The organism is Microbacterium sp. 22303 (assembly GCF_052045265.1).
Lineage (GTDB): Bacteria > Actinomycetota > Actinomycetes > Actinomycetales > Microbacteriaceae > Microbacterium.
Genome location: NZ_JBQEOQ010000001.1, coordinates 301,662 through 318,034 on the forward strand (window position 1 = coordinate 301,662; position 16,373 = coordinate 318,034).

The following is a 16,373-nucleotide window of genomic DNA, read 5'->3' on the forward strand; positions in this document are numbered from 1 at the left end:
GCGCATGAGCGCCGGCTCCATTCTCGTTCCTGCGGAGAGTCTGCGCGAGCAGGTGGAGCGCATGATCGGGGCGCGGATCGTGTCGGGGGAGACACCCCCAGGAGAGGTGCTGACGGTGCCCACCCTGGCCGGCGATTTCGGGGTGAGTGCCACCCCCGTGCGCGAGGCGATGCTGAATCTTGCGCGGCGCGGCTTCCTCCGGCCCATCCGCAACCGCGGCTTCCAGGTCACCGAAGTCTCCGCCGACGAGCTGAACCAGCTCACCGACGTGCGTCTGCTGTTGGAGGCACCGCCGATGCGGCGCGTCGCCGGGGCGATCGACGAAGCGCTCGAGAAGGAGCTCCGCGAGCTCGCCGAGCGCATCGTGGCGGCGGGGCAGGAACGCCGCTTCGAGGAGTACCTCGAGGCCGACACGACCTTCCACCTGCGCATCCTCGCGGTCACGGGAAACCAGAAGCTCGTGGACACCGTGCGTGAACTCCGTCAGCAGACCCGCCTGGTGGGGCTCGTGCGATTGGCTGACTCCGACACCCTCATGCCCACTGCGCGGGAGCATGCGGAGCTCGTCGATCTGCTCGTGGCCGGAGACGGCGAAGGCGCGGAGGCGCTCATGCGCCGGCACCTGGGCCACGTCGGCGGTGTGTGGAGCGGGCGCGAGGAGAACTGAGCCAGGACCCCCTTCCGCTGAGCCTTCCGCATGAGTAATGTGTCACATGGTATTCACCACGAATGCAATGTCGCATCCAGGAGGTCCTCACATGCACACCCGAACCACCCGCGCCCTGCGCGCACTTTCCGTCGTCGTCGCAGCGGGCGCCCTGCTCGCCACCGCCGGATGCTCCGGAGGTCTCGCGAGCGGCGGCGACAGCGGATCCGGAGGCGGATCTGGACCGATCAAGCTCGGCATGCTCGCGCCGTTCTCGGGCAGCGAGTCGGCGTTCGGCAACTACATGAAGAACGGCGCGCAGCTCGCCATCGACGAGATCAACGCGGACGGCGGCATCGACGGGCGCAAGCTGCAGCTCGAGGTGCAGGACGACGCGTGCGACGCGACCACCGCGGTCGCCGCCGCGAACAAGCTCGTCACCGACGGCGTCGTCGCCTCGGTCGGCGGGTACTGCTCGGGCGCCACGCTGCCGACCCTGCCGATCTTCAACGAGGCGAAGATCCCGACGGTGATCCCGGCGGCGAACTCCAACGAGCTCGTGAAGCAGAAGCTCCCCGGCGTGTTCCTCATCAACGGCACGGGCACCCAGCAGGCCGCGTCGGCGGTGAAGTACGCGCAGAAGTCCGGAGCGAAGACCGTCGCGGCGATCAACGATGCGACCGCCTACTCGAAGGATCTCGCCGATTCGTTCGCGCAGCAGGCGAAGGACGCGGGCCTCACGGTCGACTTCAATGCGGTGATCACGCCCGGTGAGAACGACTACTCCGCCGTGGCGACCCAGCTCTCCGGCGCCAAGCCCGACCTCGTGTACTGGACCGGGTACTACCAGGAGGGCGGTCTGATCGCCCGTCAGTCCAAAGACGCCGGCTTCAGCGGGTCCTTCCTCGTCGGCGACGGATCGGTGGACGCGAAGTTCGCCGAGATCGCGGGCAAGGGTTACACCGAGAACGTGCTCGGCACCTTCACCCAGACGCCCGACATGCTCAAGGGCGCCGAGAAGTGGATCGCCGACTACAAGAAGCTCGCAGGAGCCGACCCCGGTCCGTACTCGACCCAGTCCTACGACGCGGTCAAGGTGGTCGCCGAGGCGATGAAGACGGCCAAGGGCACGAAGTTCGACGGTGTGGTCAAGGCGCTCGAGGGACTCAAGGACTTCAAGACGCTCGCAGGTCCGCTCACGTTCATGCCCGACCACACCCGGTCGGGCGGCGGGTTCGTGATCGTCTCGATCGATCCGTCCTCCGGCCAGTTCGTCCTCAAGGACGACCTCCAGGGCTGAGCCGACCGCGGGGGCGATCTTCGCGGATCGCCCCCGTACGGCCTTCGCTCACCCCGGAAAGGACATCCTCGTGATGCAACTCATCTGGAACGGCCTCATCGTCGGCTCGTTCTACGCCCTCGTCGCGCTCGGATACAGCATGGTCTACGGGATCATCAAGCTGCTCAACTTCGCGCACGGTGACATCTACATGCTCGGCGCGTTCGCCGGCTTCGCGACGCTCTCGGCCTTCGGGATCTCGAATGAGAGCTCGATCCCGCTGCTGCTGGTGATCCTGCTGCTGTCCATGGTGACCACCGGCCTCATCGGCGTCGGCATCGAGCGGATCGCCTATCGTCCGCTGCGCAAGAGCCCACGGCTCGCCGTGCTGATCACCGCGATCGGCGTCTCGTTCACCCTGGAGTACGCCGTGCGGCAGATCTTCGGGCCCAACCCCGAGGCGTTCCCGGTGCGGCTGGAGTCCGCCGGCTTCGACTTCCTCGGCATGCGGATCACCCCGGCGCAGATCGTGCTGGTCATCATCGCCGCGGGCCTGATGCTCGTGCTTGCGCACATCGTCGAGCGCACCCGTCAGGGCAGGGCGATGCGCGCGATCGCGCTGGACCCGCAGGGCGCGCAGCTCATGGGCATCAACGTGAACCGCGTGATCGCGACCGTGTTCTTCATCGGATCCGCCCTCGCCGGAGCCGCCGGCGTGATGGCCGGTGCCTACTACGGCTCGATCGACTTCCTGATGGGATTCATCATCGGTCTGAAGGCGTTCACCGCGGCGGTCATCGGCGGCATCGGCAACCTCTACGGCGCGATGCTCGGCGGACTGTTGCTGGGCCTGCTGGAGTCGTTCGGATCCGCATGGTTCGGCGGCGAATGGCGCGACGTGTTCTCGTTCGCGTTCCTCATCCTTTTCCTCACCTTCAAACCGACGGGGCTGCTCGGCGCCCGCGTCGTCGAGAGGATGTGACATGTCCGGCACCGCAACCCCAGGCTCCGTGATCTCGGCGCTGCGCGACGCGAAGCTGCGCGCGCCCTCGCCGCTGTTCGACCGTCCGTCCGCGCCCCGCGGCGTGCTCTCCTCGCAGCAGGGCTTCCTGCGCGTCCTCGGCGGGGTGTGCATCGTGCTCCTCGCCGTGCTCCCGTTCATCGATGCCTCGCGGTACACGATGTCGATCGCGACCAGCGCGCTGATCTACGTGATGCTCTGCATGGGGCTCAACGTCGTCGTCGGCTACGCGGGTCTGCTGGACCTGGGCTACATCGCCTTCTTCGCAGTCGGCGCCTACGTCTCGGGCATCCTCACCACCGTGGTCGGGCTTCCCATGTGGATGGCTCTTCCGGCGACGATCCTGTGCTGCATGGTGGCCGGCATCATCATCGGCGCACCGACGCTGCGTCTGCGCAGCGACTACCTCGCCATCGTCACACTCGGCTTCGGCGAGATCATCCGGATCACGGCCAACAATCTGAAGATCACCGGCGGCCCTTCCGGCATCCACGGCATCCCGACGTGGAGCTTCGGCGGCTGGAGCTTCGCCGACGGCCTCACGATCGGCGGACTGGTCTTCCCGCAGCGGGTGCTCTTCTACTACTTCGTCGCGGCGATCGTCGTGCTCGTCGGCGTGATCGGCGCGGGCCGGCTCGCCAAGGGCAAGATGGGGCGCGCCTGGAAGGCGGTCCGCGACGATGAGGACGCCGCCGAGGCGATGGGGATCAACACCTACCTCGCGAAGATCTCCGCCTACATCATCGGCGCGGTGTGGGCCGGTGTGGCGGGGCAGCTCATGGCGACGCACCTCAGCGCGATCAGCCCGAACAGCTTCCAGTTCCTCTACTCGGCGCTGATCCTGATGGCGGTTGTCCTGGGCGGCATGGGTTCCACCCCCGGTGTGATCATCGGTGCGCTGTTCGTCTCGCTCGCCCCGGAACTGCTGCGCGACTTCTCGGAATGGCGCTTCCTCATCTTCGGCCTGCTGCTCGTCGTGGTGATGCTGTTCCGCCCGGCGGGGCTCTGGCCCTCCACGGCGATCCTGCCGTGGCTGAAGAAGCGGAGACCCGTGCCGCCGCCCACCCAGGGCTTCCTGTCGCCGGTGCCGGTCGACGAGGATGAGACGCCGGTCGAGGCGGAGGACGCGACGGCGGAAGAGGGTGAGACGCGATGAGCGCGCTGCTGGAGGTCTCGGACCTGCGACTGCAGTTCGGCGGCGTGAAGGCCGTCGACGGATTGAGCTTCTCCGTGCAGGAGGGCGAGATCCTCGCCGTCATCGGGCCGAACGGAGCGGGGAAGACGAGCGCGTTCAACTGCATCTCGGGGTTCTATCTGCCCACGTCCGGATCCGTCGTGTTCGACGGCAACGACATCGTGCGCCAGGCGCCGGGTTTCTTGCGGAAGCTGCGCCTGGTGGACCTGCTGCAGAGCTTCGGCCTCTACCGGGTGCTGCCGTCGCGGGTGACGAAGTGGGGGATGGCGCGCACGTTCCAGAACCTGCGGCTGTTCCGCGAGCTCAGCGTGCTGGACAACGTCAAGACCGCCATGCACGCGAACCTGCGCGAGGGCTTCTGGGCGACCTTCCTGCACACTCCCGGCTACCGCCGTGCCGAGCTCGCCTGTGCCGAGGCGGCGCGCGGCTGGCTGGACTTCGTCGGCTTCACGGACGACGAGAACCTCTACGTGACGCAGCTGCCGTACGGCGAGCAGCGCCGCGTGGAGATCGCACGGGCGCTGGCCACGAGTCCGAAGCTGCTGCTGCTGGACGAGCCGGCGGCGGGTCTGAACTTCAGTGAGAAGCAGGCGCTCATGCAGCTCATCCGGCGCATCCGGGACCTCGGCGTCGCGGTGGTGCTGATCGAGCATGACATGGGGCTGATCATGGAGCTCGCCGAGCGCATCGTTGTGCTCAACTACGGCAAGGAGATCGCCGTCGGAACGCCGGAGCAGATCAAGCACGACCCGATCGTGATCGAGGCGTACCTCGGTGTCGAGGACGAGCCGCTGGACGCCACGAAGCTGCAGACCGGCACGGTGGACCTGTCCCGGCTCGAAGGCGACGGCACGAAGAAGGGGAAGCGCTCATGAGCTCGCTCACAGTCCAGGCGGCAGACGTCTACTACGGCCGCGTTCACGCGCTGCGAGAGCTCAGCTTCGACGTGCACGAGGGCGAGATCGTCTGCCTGCTCGGTAACAACGGCGCTGGCAAGTCGACCACGATGAACATGCTCTCCGGGCTCGTACGGCCCAAGAGCGGCACGGTGCGCTGGGGCGACATGGACCTCGCCACCGCGAAGCCGTGGGACATCGTGGCCGCGGGACTCGTGCACGTGCCGGAAGGACGGCGGATCTTCTCCACGATGACGGTGCACGAGAACCTGCTGCTCGGCGGCTACACCGTGCGGGACCAGAAGCTGATCGCCCAGCGCGTCGATCAGGTGTACGCGCTCATGCCGAGACTGGCTGAGCGCCGCAAGCAGCAGGGCGGCACGCTCTCCGGCGGCGAGCAGCAGATGGTGGCGATCGGGCGCGCGATCATCGGAGGTCCGAAGCTGCTGCTGCTGGACGAGCCATCCATGGGGCTTGCGCCGCTCGTCGTGAAGCAGGTCATGGAGACGATCCAGGCGGTGAATGCGCACGGCACGACCGTGCTGCTCGTCGAGCAGAACGCGCGCGCTGCGCTGCGGATCGCGGACCGCGCCTACGTGGTGGAGACCGGTCGGGCGACGCTCTCCGGCTCGGCCGCGGAGCTGGCCGCCGACGCGCGCGTGGTCGACGCGTACCTCGGCGGCTGAGGATGAAGGTCGTCGTGATCGGCGCCGGGGCGATCGGCGCGGCATGCGCACTCGCCTTGACCGAGGCGGGCGCCGAAGTGATCGTCATCGATCGCAGCGGTGTCGCGGGGGAGACCTCGAGCCGGTGCGAGGGGAACATCCTCGTCTCCGACAAGGAACCGGGACCGGAGGCCGATCTCGCGATAGAGGCGAACCGCGCCTGGCGCGCCCTGGCCGCGCGCCTGGACGCGGATCGCGTTCCCGGTCAGCCCGCGACGGAGTTCGAGGCGAAGGGCGGCATCGTCGTCGCCTTCCCCGGGGGCGCCGACGCGCTGAGGTCCTTCGCGGTCTCGCAGCACGGCATCGGCATCCGCGCCGAAGCGCTCGAGGAGGCGGCCGTGCGCGCCGCCGAGCCGCACCTGAGCCCGGAGATCGCTCTCGGCGTGCACTACCCCGACGATGCGCAGGTGCAGCCGAGCCTCGCCACGCAGGCGATGCTCGCCCGGGCGGTGCACCTCGGCGCGCGGCTGATCGTGGAAGAGGTCGTCGCGGGCGTCGTCGTGGCGGGACGTGCGACGGGGGTGCGCACGGCGGGCGGGCTGGTCGAGGCCGACGCCGTGGTCGACTGCGCCGGCCCCTGGGCGGGAGAGACGGCGGCGCTGTTCGGCAGCGTGCTGGACATCCGGCCGCGCCGCGGCACGATCCTCGTCACGGCGGCGATGCCGCAGCGGGTGTTCCACAAGGTCTACGACGCCGACTACGTGAGTGCAGTCGGATCCGGCGACGCCGCGTTGCAGACATCGACCGTGGTCGAGTCCACGCCGTCCGGCACCGTGCTGATCGGATCCAGCCGGGAGCGCGTCGGCTTCTCGGGCGACGGCCTGCTCGCGCCGCTGTCCGAGATCGCCGCCAAGGCGACGCGGTTGTTCCCGTTCCTGCGCGACACCATGCTGTTGCGCACCTACTACGGTTTCCGCCCGTACGCGCCGGATCATCTGCCGGCGATCGGCGCCGATGCCACCATCGCCGGACTCTTCCACGCGGCGGGGCACGAGGGGGCGGGCATCGGACTCGCGCCGACCACGGGCGCACTCATCGCGCACGCCGTGCTGGGTACCCCCGCGCCGTTGGATCCCACGCCGTTCCTGCCCTCGCGGGCGAGCCTGCAGAGCTCCGACGGGCGGGGCCAGGGCGGCGTCGAGAGACGCAGTACGGGCGCACCAGGAAAGGAGGCCGCCGCGTGAGCGTGCAGATCATCGTGGACGGCGCCGCCGTGGAAGGGCGGGATGGCCAGACCATCGCCGGTGTGCTTCTGGGCGCCGGCCGGCGCACATGGCGCACGGCGGCGGGAGAGCAACGGGGCATCTTCTGCGGCATGGGCATCTGCCAGGACTGCGTCGTCACGGTCAACGGCGTGGAGGGCGTCCGCGCCTGTCAGCGCGCGGCGTGCGACGGCGATGTCGTCGAGCGGGAGGGACGGGCATGAGCGCGCGACGCGTGGTGGTCATCGGCGCGGGGCCGGCGGGGCTGGCTGCGGCCGCGGCCGCGGTCGAGGCCGGTGCCGCGGTCACGGTCCTGGACGAGGGGGAGCGCGTCGGCGGACAGTTCTGGCGGCACCACCCGGGGATCACGGATCCGCACCTTCAGCACCAGACTGCGCGGTTCGGACGGCTGCAGGAGCAGCTCGAGGGCGCGCGCGTGCTCGCCTCCGCCTCGGTGTGGCGCATCGAACCGGGGGCTCCGCTGCGCGTGCACGCGCTCATCGGACCCGCGGACGCCGCCCAGCGCCGCGGTGAGACGGTCCTGGCCGACGCCCTGGTGATCGCCACCGGTGCGCACGACCGCGTGCTGCCGGTGCCCGGCTGGACGCTTCCCGGCGTGACCTCGGCCGGCGCCGCACAGGCGCTCGCGAAGCGCGACGGGGTGCGGCTCGGAACGCGGACGGTCCTCGGCGGGGCGGGCCCATTCCTGCTCCCCGTCGCGCAGAGCATCGGCCGCGTCGGAGGGGAGGTGGCCGAGGTCGTGGAGGCGGCGAGCATCACGGCCGTCGCGCGAGGCTGGGGGCGGCGCCCGTGGGAGCTCGCCGCCGCGACCGCCAAGGCCGGGGAGCTCGCCTCGTATCTCGGCTCGCTCGCGGCGCACCGCACGCCGTACCGCTTCGGCGCGGCGGTCACGCGCATCCACGGCGGCACAGTCGTGGAAGCGGCGACCGTGCAGCGCATCGACCGGGACTGGCGCCCGATCCCCGGCAGCGAGCGCACGATCGAATGCGATTCCGTCGCGCTCGGCCACGGCTTCACCCCCCGGCTCGAGGCGGCGATCCAGGCAGGATGCGAGATCGGATCCGACCGATTCGTGCGCGTCGGGTCCCAGCAGGACACGAGCGTCGAAGACGTCTACGCCGCGGGGGAGATCACCGGCATCGGCGGGGCCGACGCGGCGCTCGCCGAGGGGGCGGTGGCAGGTCTCGCCGCGGCCGGGGTCGCCCCGGCGGACATCCGATACCGTGCGCCGCTGGCCGCGCGCCGTCGCATGCGCGCCTTCGCCGCCCGGCTTCAGACGCATCGGATCGAACCCGGCTGGACAGCCTGGCTGGACGCGGAGACCATCGTGTGCCGCTGCGAATCGGTGCGCCGGCGGACGCTCGACGAGTATGCCGACGTCTCATCGCGGGGGATGCGGCTCGCCACGCGTGCGGGTCTCGGCGCATGCCAGGGGCGCACCTGCGGCCGCAGCGTCGAGGACATCGTGGGCGCGCTGGTCGGCTACGACCGCCGTCCTGTGCTGTCCTCGGTGCGGATCGGCGAGCTCGCCGCGACCCGGTCGGACCTCGCGGACTGACCCACATGGAGGATCTTGTTCACTCGTTGTAGTGGGTGATATGTTACATACTACCGTGACGAAGACGTCGCGACGCATTTCGGAGTGGTCAGCGACCAGCCGACGAGCAGCACACGGACCACCCACGAGAACCCGGCCACGGCGGCCGGGCACAGGAGAGAATGGACATCGCAATGACTGAGCAGACCATGGACCTCGGCGGCGTCGTCGTCGCGACGACCCTCGCGTTCACCGAGGACTCCTCGGCACCCGCAGGCCTCGCCGTCGACTACGACAAGTTCGGCGAGCACGTCGACTTCCTGATGTCCAACGGCTGCCGCGGTGTCGGTCCGAACGGCTCGCTCGGCGAGTACTCCTCGCTCACCGACGAGGAGCGCCGCAAGGTCATCCAGGTCGCTGTCGAGGCCGTGGACGGCCGTGGCATCGTCATCGCCGGCGTGCACGGCGTGGGCAGCCACCAGGCGCGGAAGTGGGCCGAGCTGGCTCGCGAGGACGGTGCGGACGGCGTGCTGCTGCTGCCGCCGACCATCTATCGCGCCAACGAGGGCGAGGTCATCGCGCACTACGAGGAGGTCGCGAAGGCCGGTCTGCCGATCATGGCCTACAACAACCCCTTCGACACCAAGGTCGACCTGGTGCCGGCGCTCGTGGCGAAGCTCGCCCAGATCCCAGAGGTCGTGGCCATCAAGGAGTTCTCCGGCGATGTGCGCCGCGTCTACGAGATCAAGGAACTCTGCGACATCGACATCATCGCGGGGGCCGACGATGTGCTCTTCGAGCTCATGGTGAACGGCGCCGTCGGCTGGTTCGCCGGCTACCCGAACGCGTTCCCGCGCGAGGCGGTCGAGCTCTACAACCTCTGCGCCGACGGCAAATGGCACGAGGCCAAGGCCCTGTACGAGCAGCTCGTCGCCGTGTTCCGCTGGGACTCGCGCACCGAGTTCGTGCAGGCGATCAAGCTCTCCATGGACATCTGCGGCAATTCCTACGGCGGCCCCACCCGTCCGCCGCGCGGCCCGCTGAGCGCCGAGCAGCGCGCACAGGTCACCGCCGATACCGAGCGCGCCCTGGCTGCCCTCGCCGCGCGCTCGGCGGTCGTCGCCTGATGCGCACGCCGTCCGTGCTCCGGCGTCTGCACGCCCGGCCCGCCGGAGTCCGCTGATGCGCGCGCGCCGGGTGCTGCAGGCCGTCGACTCGCACACGGAGGGCATGCCGACCCGCGTCGTCACGGGCGGTGTGGGCCGGATCCCCGGCGCGACGATGAACGACCGCCGCCTGTACGCGATGGAGCACCTCGACGGGCTGCGCGGCTTCCTCATGAACGAGCCGCGCGGGCACGCCTCGATGTCGGGCGCGCTCCTGCAGCCGCCGGCGCGCGACGACGCCGACTGGGGTGTGGTGTTCATCGAGGCATCCGGATTCCTGCCGATGTGCGGGCACGGCACGATCGGAGTGGCCACCGTGCTGGTGGAGACCGGCATGGTCGAGGTCACGGAGCCGGTGACCGAGATCCGGCTGGACGTTCCGGCGGGGCTCGTGATCGCGCGTGTCTCGGTCGAGGACGGACGCGCCGTGAACGTCACGATCGAGAACGTGCCCAGCTTCGTGGACCGTCTCGACGAGAGGATCCAGGTGCCCGGGACCGGCGAGATCACCTACTCGGTCGCGTTCGGCGGCAACTACTACGCACTCGTCGACCTCGACGAGGTCGGGCTGCCGTTCGATCGCGCTCGGCAGGGCGACATCGTCCGCGCCGGCCTGCAGATCATGGACGCGATCAACACGCAGGCCCCACCGGTGCACCCGCTGCTGGAGGGGGCGAACCACGTGCACCACGTGGAATTCATCGCGCCAGGATCAGACGCTGTCCGCTCGCGTCACGCCATGGCCATCCACCCCGGCTGGTTCGACCGGTCGCCCTGCGGCACCGGGACGAGCGCCCGCATGGCCGAGCTGCACGCTCGCGGTGAGCTCGCACTGGACACGCCGTTCGTGAACGAGTCGTTCATCGGCACGGAGTTCGTCGGCCGGCTGGTCGGCGAGACGAGCGTGGGCGACAGGCCCGCCGTGATCCCCACGATCACCGGCCGAGCCTGGGTGACCGGGCTCGGCCAGTACATCCTCGACGGGGACGACCCGTTCCCCGAGGGCTTCGTCTTCTAGGAGGAGATGCATGTCTGAGAGCACGCCCACCGTGTCCGAGGTCGCCGCGCGGGCGGCGTCCGCGGCCCGCGCCTTCGCCGCCACGTCGCCTACCGATCGCGGCGCCGCGCTCGTCGCGGTCGCCGACGCCCTCGACGCGCACGCGGGAGAACTCATCGCGATCGCGATGGGGGAGACCGGCCTCACCGAGGCGCGGCTCACGGGCGAGGTGAAGCGCACCTCCTGGCAGCTGCGCCTGTTCGCCGACACGATCGCCGGCGGCGCCTACCTCGACGCGCGGATCGACGCGGCGGATCCCGACTACGTGATCGGTCCGCGTCCGGACGTCCGCCGCGTGCTGGAGCCGGTCGGACCGGTGCTGAACTTCGCGGCGTCGAACTTCCCGTTCGCGTTCTCGGTCGCCGGCGGAGACTCCGCGGCGGCCCTCGCCGCGGGCTGCCCGGTCGTGGTCAAGGCGCACTCGGGGCACCCCGAGCTGTCCCGGCGCACGGCCGCCATCGTCGCGGCGGCACTCGAAGGCGCCGGGATGCCGACGGGCGTGTTCCAGCTCATCGAGGGGCAGCAGAACGGCGTCGACCTGCTGCAGGACGAGCGGATCCGCGCGGGGGCCTTCACCGGCTCCACGCACGTCGGGCGTCTGCTCGCGGACATCGCCGCCGCCCGCCCGCGGCCGATCCCGTTCTACGGCGAGCTGGGCAGCGTGAATCCGGTGTACGCGACGTACGCCGATGCCGAGCTGCTGCAGGGCTTCGTCGCGTCCGTGGCCGGATCCGCCGGTCAGCTCTGCACGAAGCCGGGCTTCCTGTTCGTGCCGGCCGACGCCGACCTGTCCGCGGTCGCACCCGCGGTCGGGGGTGTGGCAGAGCACCGCCTGTTGAACCCCGGCATCGGGCGGGCGTTCGAGGGCCGCAGGTCCGCCGTGCTCGGCGCGGAGGGCGCGACCGTCCTCGCCGAGGGCGAGGTCCACGAGGACGAGGAAGGACAGCGCCACGCCACGCCCACGGTCGTCGCCGTTGACCTCGAAACGCTCCGCTCGCACCGAGAGGCACTGCTCGAGGAGTCGTTCGGACCGCTGTCCATTATCGTGCGCTACACCGACGCATCGGCGCTGCCTGCGGTGCACGAGGAGCTGTTCCCCGGCAACCTCACCTCGACCGTGCACGCGCGTCCGGCCGAGCTGGCCGACGGATCCCTGGACGTGCTCGTCGACGCCCTGGCCGCCACGAGCGGCCGCGTGCTGTTCGGCGGCTGGCCCACGGGCGTCTCAGTGACTCCGGCGATGCAGCATGGCGGCCCCTACCCTGCGACGACCACCGATGCGACCAGCGTGGGCACGGCCGGCATCACCCGGTTCCTGCGCGGAGTGGCGTATCAGAACGCGCCGCAGGAGCTGCTTCCGCCGCCGCTGCGCGACGACAACCCGTGGCACGTGCCGCAGACCCGCAGCGAGGCCGGCCGCTCCACCGAGTGGGGCGCGTCCGCCCGCTGAGGCGCGAGCACGAGTGAGGCGGCCGGCCCGACGACGGGCGGCCGCCCCTTCTCCGTCCTCGGCGGATCAGCTCTGCCGCCGGCGGATCAGCCGACGGCACGCCCGGCGCGCACGACGAGAGCGCGCGCGTCCTGCTCCCACAGCGCCGAGGGCTCGGCCAGGGGGTCGGCCGTCAGCAGCACGGCGTCGCCGTACGCGCCGAGGCCGAGGTGTCCGGTGCGCTCGTCGCGGATGAGGGCGGCGTTGACCGTGGTCATCGATCGCAGCGTCTCCGCCGCGCCGGCCGCCTCGACCTGCAGACGCACCCCGCAGAGCTGATCGTCCTCGAGCTCGCCCATGAGATCGGTGCCGAAACCGACCGGGACGCCGGCGGCGAGTGCGAGACGCACCGCCTCCTGTCCGTGCGAGAGGACCTCGGCGTTCTTGGCGAGGGAGACGGCGTTGAGGCCGATCCCCGCACCGCGTCGGTCCATGGCGTCGTAGGCGGCGAGCGTGGGAACGAGGAAGGCGCCCGCTTCGGCCATGCGCTGCGCCGTCGGGGAGTCGATGAGGTTGCCGTGCTCGATCGACCGGACGCCGTTGTCGATCGAGTGCCGCACCGCCTCCGCGGAGTACGCGTGGGCGGCGACGTAGGACTGCTGCCGGGTGGCTTCGGCGACGACGGCCCGCAGCTCCTCCTCGGAGTACTGGGGCACCCGGATCGGATCCGTCAGCGAGAACACTCCGCCGGACGTCATCACCTTGATCGCGTGTGCGCCCGTGCGCAGCCGGTTCCGGACGGCGAGGCGCAACGGTTCGACCCCGTCGACGATCTCGCACATGTGTCCGTGCGTGAAGCAGATGTCGATGTGCGCGGAGCGCGGATCCCCGTGGCCGCCGGTCTGGCTCAGTGCGGGGCCGGTGAACAGGTAGCGCGGCGAGTCGAAGAGGTCGGCATCGATCGCGCGCGCGAGGCCGATGTCGCCGCCTGCCACGTCGCGCACGGTGGTGAAGCCGCGTGCCAGCGCCGCACCGAGACGGCGGGTCCCGTTGATCGCCGCGAAACTCAGCGGGCCGCGCTCGTCCTCCAGCCCGTCCTGGCTGGTCGCGTAGGCGTGGAAATGCGCGTCGATGAGGCCGGGGATGAGCCACTGGCCATGACCGTCCACCGTCGTCGCGCCGCCGGCCGGGCGATCGGCGACGCGGCCGTCGACGATGTGCAGGTCGCGCTCCTCGAAGCGCTCGCCGTCCCAGACGGCTGCTCCGAGGATGCTGAGGGATCCGGTGCGCATAGGTGCTCCTTGACGGTGATCGGAGGTGAGGGTGAGCCGGGCGAGCCAGGATCCCTCACGATAGGGCAGGCCCCGGACGTCAGCGCAGACTGAAGCCGTCGGGCAGCGGGTCGCCCTCGTCGAGCTCGAAGGCGCACGATCCGACCCGATGCGCGAGGCCGCGCACCTCGGGGATGACGCCGTCCGCGGTGCGCTCGGCGACGCTCGCGTGGAAGCGGGTTCCGAGGATCGAGTCGTGCGTGAGCTCTTCGCCGTCGCCGAGCACGCCGGATGCCGCGAGCAGCGCCACACGGGCGGCTGTTCCGGATCCGCACGGGCTGCGATCCACCTCGCCGTCGGCGAACACCGTCACATTGCGCTGCCAGGGGCCGCGCTCGGTGCGTCCGAGGTCGTCGACCAGGATGGTGCCGTAGACGCCGCTCAGGCGCGCGTCGTCGAGCTGGGCGGCCGGATGCTCGTTCAGCGCCCACTTGATCTCGCGCCCGATGCGGATGAGGTCGGCGGTGTGCTCCGGGAGCACGGACAGGCCGACCGCGAAGGCGGGCAGCGTCGCGTACACGGCGCCGCCGAAGATCAGGTCGACGTCGACCGGCCCGTGCGACGTCTCCAGGGAGATTCCGCGCGCGAGCACCCGCGACTCCACGTTGCGGAAGACCACCTCGGTGATCCGGCCGCCCTGCTGTCGCACGCGGGCCTGCACGCGACCGCTCGGCACATCGATCGTGACCGTCGTCTCGCCGTCCGGATCCGAGGGCACGCGACCGGTGCGCACCGCCCAGGCTCCAAGCGCGATGGTGCCGTGCCCGCACGCCGTGGAGAAGCCGTCCTTGTGCCAGAACAGCACGCCGAAGTCGGCGCCGGCGTCGTCGGGCGGCGTGAGGAAGCCGCCGTACATGTCGTCGTGGCCGCGGGGCTCGAGGCAGAGGAAGCGTCTGACGCCGTCCGCCTCGCCGTTCATCGCGTCGACCCGGCGCTCGGCGACGGTGGCACCGTGGGTCGGCACGCCCTCGACGATCCGGAACGGCTCTCCGGCGGTGTGCCAATCCTCCGTGATCATGGTCATCATCGCTCCTCTCCGGTGCGGACGGCGCGGGCGGCGACCGCCAGATCCTGCCACCCCATGCCGCACGTCTTCACGATCCTCGGCCGGTCCTTGGCGGGGGAGACCTTCCCCGTGAACAGCTCATGCATCGTGACGAGCTCCTCCGGATGCAGCGCGCCGGCATCCAGGGCACGGATGACGTCCCCGGCCTCCGTCGCCGCGACGCGACGGCTCTCCACCACGACCTGACCGCGGCCGAGCAGAGCGGGCGGCAGCTCCGCCTTACCGGGCTCGTGCGAGCCGATCGCGACGACGGTGGCGTCTGTGCGCACCGCGTCGGCGACGAAGAGCGGATCCGTCGCCGTGGTCGCGCACACGATGAGGTCGGCGGCGGCGAGGTCCGCGACGGATCCGACGGCGACATCCGCCTCCGTCGCGAAGTCCCGGGCGTGGGCGACGGCATCCGCGGCCTTGGCCGGATCCCGTCCGATCAGGCGTACCGTGCGGAGCGCGCGCACGGTGCAGAGCGCCCGGACGTGCTGCACGGCCTGAGGTCCGGTGCCGAACACGACGAGGTCGCCGGCATCGGGGCCGGCCAGCGCGTCCACCACGGCGGCGCTGACGGCCGGCGTGCGCAGAGAAGTGAGAGCCGTGCCGTCCATGACGGCGATCGGCGCGAGCGTCGTGCCGTCCAGCACCACGTAGACGGCCTGGATGCGGTCCCGTCCGTGTGCCGGGTTGTCCGGAGCGACGGAGGCGAGCTTCTGTCCGGCCATCCCGCCGAAGGCGGCGGGCATGAGCAGCAGCTGCCCGTGCGGGACATCGAGGATCGTGCGGGGCAGGTCGCCCTCGGGGTCGAAGCCGCCGCGGAGCACCTCGCCGACGGCCCGGATCGCGTCGGCCATGCTCACGCGGGCCGCGAGGGTCGCCGCATCGATGAGGGCGAGATCGGCGATCACATCGGACATGCCCTCACTCTAACCAGTAATATGTCATGCAGTACAGATCGGATGGCAGTCAAACCCACCGTGATCCGCGTCGTTTCGCCTCAGGGCCGCGGATCTGGCAGAATGGACAGCTGGATCACCGCTCGACCCTCTATCCGGCCGTGATCCACCCGCAGAGCTTCCACCGGGTGTGCACCCCACGCTCCAGGTGATCAGTTCGTCTTCCTTCCACACCATTCAGGAGAATCGTGGCTGTCAAGATTCGTCTCAAGCGCCTGGGCAAGATCCGCGCGCCGTATTACCGCATCGTCGTCGCCGACTCGCGCACCAAGCGCGACGGTCGCGTGATCGAGGAGATCGGCAAGTACCACCCCACCGAGGAGCCCTCGTTCATCGAGGTCGACTCCGAGCGGGCGCAGTACTGGCTGTCGGTCGGCGCGCAGCCGACCGAGCAGGTCGCCGCCATCCTCAAGATCACGGGCGACTGGGGCAAGTTCAAGGGTGACAAGGACGCGAAGTCCACCCTCAAGGTCGCCGGCGAGAAGGTGGCCTTCGAGGCCGACTCCTCCAAGAAGTCGGTCATCAAGCCCAAGGTCGAGAAGAAGGAGGCTCCCGTCGAGGAGGCTTCCGTCGAGACCGCCGCCGAGGACGCAGCCGACGCTGCGACCGACGCGGAGTAATCCGTCGTGCTGGCTGCCGCGCTCGAGCACATCGTCTCGGGGATCGTCGATCACCCGGAGGATGTCACCATCACCGCCACCTCGTCGCCCCGCGGCGACGTCCTCGAGGTGCACGTGCACCCCGATGACCGGGGTCGCGTGATCGGGCGCGGCGGCCGCACCGCCAAGGCCCTGCGGACGCTGATCACCGCGCTCGCGGACGGACGTCGCGTTCGCGTCGACGTCGCGGACGACTGAG

The 16,373-nt window shown here is 70.3% G+C and carries 17 protein-coding genes; 14 read left to right on the forward strand and 3 right to left on the reverse strand.

Annotated features, from left to right (window positions below; translation table 11 throughout):
• Positions 1-4 precede the first annotated feature (4 nt).
• From ACTJI8_RS01385 to ACTJI8_RS01440, 12 genes are all read left to right on the forward strand, one after another.
• Positions 5-667: a GntR family transcriptional regulator gene (locus ACTJI8_RS01385; RefSeq protein WP_440731626.1), complete on the forward strand. Its 663-nt coding sequence runs from the start codon at positions 5-7 to the stop codon at positions 665-667.
• 91 nt (positions 668-758) lie between these two features.
• Positions 759-1,946 (forward strand): branched-chain amino acid ABC transporter substrate-binding protein, encoded by a 1,188-nt coding sequence (locus ACTJI8_RS01390; RefSeq protein ID WP_440731627.1) that lies wholly within the window; start codon positions 759-761, stop codon positions 1,944-1,946.
• A 73-nt stretch (positions 1,947-2,019) separates the two neighbouring features.
• Positions 2,020-2,907, forward strand: coding sequence for a branched-chain amino acid ABC transporter permease (locus ACTJI8_RS01395; protein WP_440732423.1), 888 nt, complete (start codon positions 2,020-2,022; stop codon positions 2,905-2,907).
• Between the two features lies 1 nt (position 2,908).
• Positions 2,909-4,102, forward strand: a complete 1,194-nt coding sequence (locus tag ACTJI8_RS01400) for a branched-chain amino acid ABC transporter permease (protein WP_440731628.1) — start codon at positions 2,909-2,911, stop codon at positions 4,100-4,102.
• Positions 4,099-5,016, forward strand: coding sequence for an ABC transporter ATP-binding protein (locus tag ACTJI8_RS01405; RefSeq protein WP_440731629.1), 918 nt, complete (start codon positions 4,099-4,101; stop codon positions 5,014-5,016). The genes ACTJI8_RS01400 and ACTJI8_RS01405 overlap by 4 nt, the downstream gene beginning before the upstream one ends.
• The gene (locus ACTJI8_RS01410) at positions 5,013-5,723 is read left to right on the forward strand and encodes an ABC transporter ATP-binding protein (RefSeq protein WP_440731630.1); all 711 of its coding nucleotides are present in this window, start codon (positions 5,013-5,015) and stop codon (positions 5,721-5,723) included. The genes ACTJI8_RS01405 and ACTJI8_RS01410 overlap by 4 nt, the downstream gene beginning before the upstream one ends.
• Before the next feature lie 2 nt (positions 5,724-5,725).
• A complete protein-coding gene (locus ACTJI8_RS01415) occupies positions 5,726-6,946 on the forward strand; it encodes an NAD(P)/FAD-dependent oxidoreductase (protein ID WP_440731631.1) in 1,221 nt (406 codons plus the stop codon).
• On the forward strand, positions 6,943-7,188 hold the full coding sequence (locus ACTJI8_RS01420; RefSeq protein ID WP_440731632.1) for a (2Fe-2S)-binding protein: 246 nt from the start codon (positions 6,943-6,945) through the stop codon (positions 7,186-7,188). The genes ACTJI8_RS01415 and ACTJI8_RS01420 overlap by 4 nt, the downstream gene beginning before the upstream one ends.
• Positions 7,185-8,543: an FAD-dependent oxidoreductase gene (locus tag ACTJI8_RS01425; protein WP_440731633.1), complete on the forward strand. Its 1,359-nt coding sequence runs from the start codon at positions 7,185-7,187 to the stop codon at positions 8,541-8,543. Before ACTJI8_RS01420 ends, ACTJI8_RS01425 begins: the two co-directional genes overlap by 4 nt.
• Before the next feature lie 173 nt (positions 8,544-8,716).
• Positions 8,717-9,649, forward strand: coding sequence for a dihydrodipicolinate synthase family protein (locus ACTJI8_RS01430; RefSeq protein WP_440731634.1), 933 nt, complete (start codon positions 8,717-8,719; stop codon positions 9,647-9,649).
• A 55-nt stretch (positions 9,650-9,704) separates the two neighbouring features.
• The gene (locus tag ACTJI8_RS01435; protein WP_440731635.1) at positions 9,705-10,706 is read left to right on the forward strand and encodes a proline racemase family protein; all 1,002 of its coding nucleotides are present in this window, start codon (positions 9,705-9,707) and stop codon (positions 10,704-10,706) included.
• Between the two features lie 10 nt (positions 10,707-10,716).
• A complete protein-coding gene (locus ACTJI8_RS01440; RefSeq protein ID WP_440731636.1) occupies positions 10,717-12,195 on the forward strand; it encodes an aldehyde dehydrogenase family protein in 1,479 nt (492 codons plus the stop codon).
• Positions 12,196-12,281: 86 nt separating this feature from the next.
• On the opposite strand, the gene ACTJI8_RS01445 is transcribed toward ACTJI8_RS01440, so the two are convergent.
• The 3 genes from ACTJI8_RS01445 to ACTJI8_RS01455 all read right to left on the reverse strand — a co-directional run bounded on the left by ACTJI8_RS01445 (position 12,282) and on the right by ACTJI8_RS01455 (position 15,476).
• The gene (locus ACTJI8_RS01445) at positions 12,282-13,466 is read right to left on the reverse strand and encodes an amidohydrolase family protein (RefSeq protein ID WP_440731637.1); all 1,185 of its coding nucleotides are present in this window, start codon (positions 13,464-13,466) and stop codon (positions 12,282-12,284) included.
• Positions 13,467-13,545: 79 nt separating this feature from the next.
• Complete coding sequence (locus tag ACTJI8_RS01450; RefSeq protein ID WP_440731638.1) at positions 13,546-14,529, reverse strand: proline racemase family protein; 984 nt, start codon at positions 14,527-14,529, stop codon at positions 13,546-13,548.
• Entirely contained in the window at positions 14,529-15,476 is a 948-nt protein-coding gene (locus ACTJI8_RS01455; RefSeq protein WP_440731639.1) for an ornithine cyclodeaminase family protein, read from the reverse strand. The genes ACTJI8_RS01450 and ACTJI8_RS01455 overlap by 1 nt, the downstream gene beginning before the upstream one ends.
• Positions 15,477-15,703: 227 nt before the next feature.
• Here ACTJI8_RS01455 and rpsP point away from each other — a divergent pair, with 227 nt between their 5' ends.
• Together rpsP and ACTJI8_RS01465 are read left to right on the forward strand one after the other, a co-directional pair.
• Positions 15,704-16,135: a 30S ribosomal protein S16 gene (gene rpsP, locus ACTJI8_RS01460; RefSeq protein WP_440731640.1), complete on the forward strand. Its 432-nt coding sequence runs from the start codon at positions 15,704-15,706 to the stop codon at positions 16,133-16,135.
• 6 nt (positions 16,136-16,141) lie between these two features.
• Positions 16,142-16,372, forward strand: a complete 231-nt coding sequence (locus ACTJI8_RS01465) for an RNA-binding protein (protein ID WP_045273224.1) — start codon at positions 16,142-16,144, stop codon at positions 16,370-16,372.
• Position 16,373: the final 1 nt, after the last annotated feature.

Coding starts and splice junctions, on each gene's coding strand:
- ACTJI8_RS01425 (WP_440731633.1), top strand. CDS start 7,185: ATGAGCGCGCGACGCGTGGTGGTCATCGGCGCGGGGCCGGCGGGGCTG.
- ACTJI8_RS01455 (WP_440731639.1), bottom strand. CDS start 15,476: ATGTCCGATGTGATCGCCGATCTCGCCCTCATCGATGCGGCGACCCTC.
- ACTJI8_RS01385 (WP_440731626.1), top strand. CDS start 5: ATGAGCGCCGGCTCCATTCTCGTTCCTGCGGAGAGTCTGCGCGAGCAG.
- ACTJI8_RS01410 (WP_440731630.1), top strand. CDS start 5,013: ATGAGCTCGCTCACAGTCCAGGCGGCAGACGTCTACTACGGCCGCGTT.
- ACTJI8_RS01430 (WP_440731634.1), top strand. CDS start 8,717: ATGACTGAGCAGACCATGGACCTCGGCGGCGTCGTCGTCGCGACGACC.
- ACTJI8_RS01450 (WP_440731638.1), bottom strand. CDS start 14,529: ATGACCATGATCACGGAGGATTGGCACACCGCCGGAGAGCCGTTCCGG.
- ACTJI8_RS01445 (WP_440731637.1), bottom strand. CDS start 13,466: ATGCGCACCGGATCCCTCAGCATCCTCGGAGCAGCCGTCTGGGACGGC.
- ACTJI8_RS01390 (WP_440731627.1), top strand. CDS start 759: ATGCACACCCGAACCACCCGCGCCCTGCGCGCACTTTCCGTCGTCGTC.
- ACTJI8_RS01395 (WP_440732423.1), top strand. CDS start 2,020: ATGCAACTCATCTGGAACGGCCTCATCGTCGGCTCGTTCTACGCCCTC.
- ACTJI8_RS01435 (WP_440731635.1), top strand. CDS start 9,705: ATGCGCGCGCGCCGGGTGCTGCAGGCCGTCGACTCGCACACGGAGGGC.
- ACTJI8_RS01415 (WP_440731631.1), top strand. CDS start 5,726: ATGAAGGTCGTCGTGATCGGCGCCGGGGCGATCGGCGCGGCATGCGCA.
- ACTJI8_RS01400 (WP_440731628.1), top strand. CDS start 2,909: ATGTCCGGCACCGCAACCCCAGGCTCCGTGATCTCGGCGCTGCGCGAC.
- ACTJI8_RS01405 (WP_440731629.1), top strand. CDS start 4,099: ATGAGCGCGCTGCTGGAGGTCTCGGACCTGCGACTGCAGTTCGGCGGC.
- ACTJI8_RS01440 (WP_440731636.1), top strand. CDS start 10,717: ATGTCTGAGAGCACGCCCACCGTGTCCGAGGTCGCCGCGCGGGCGGCG.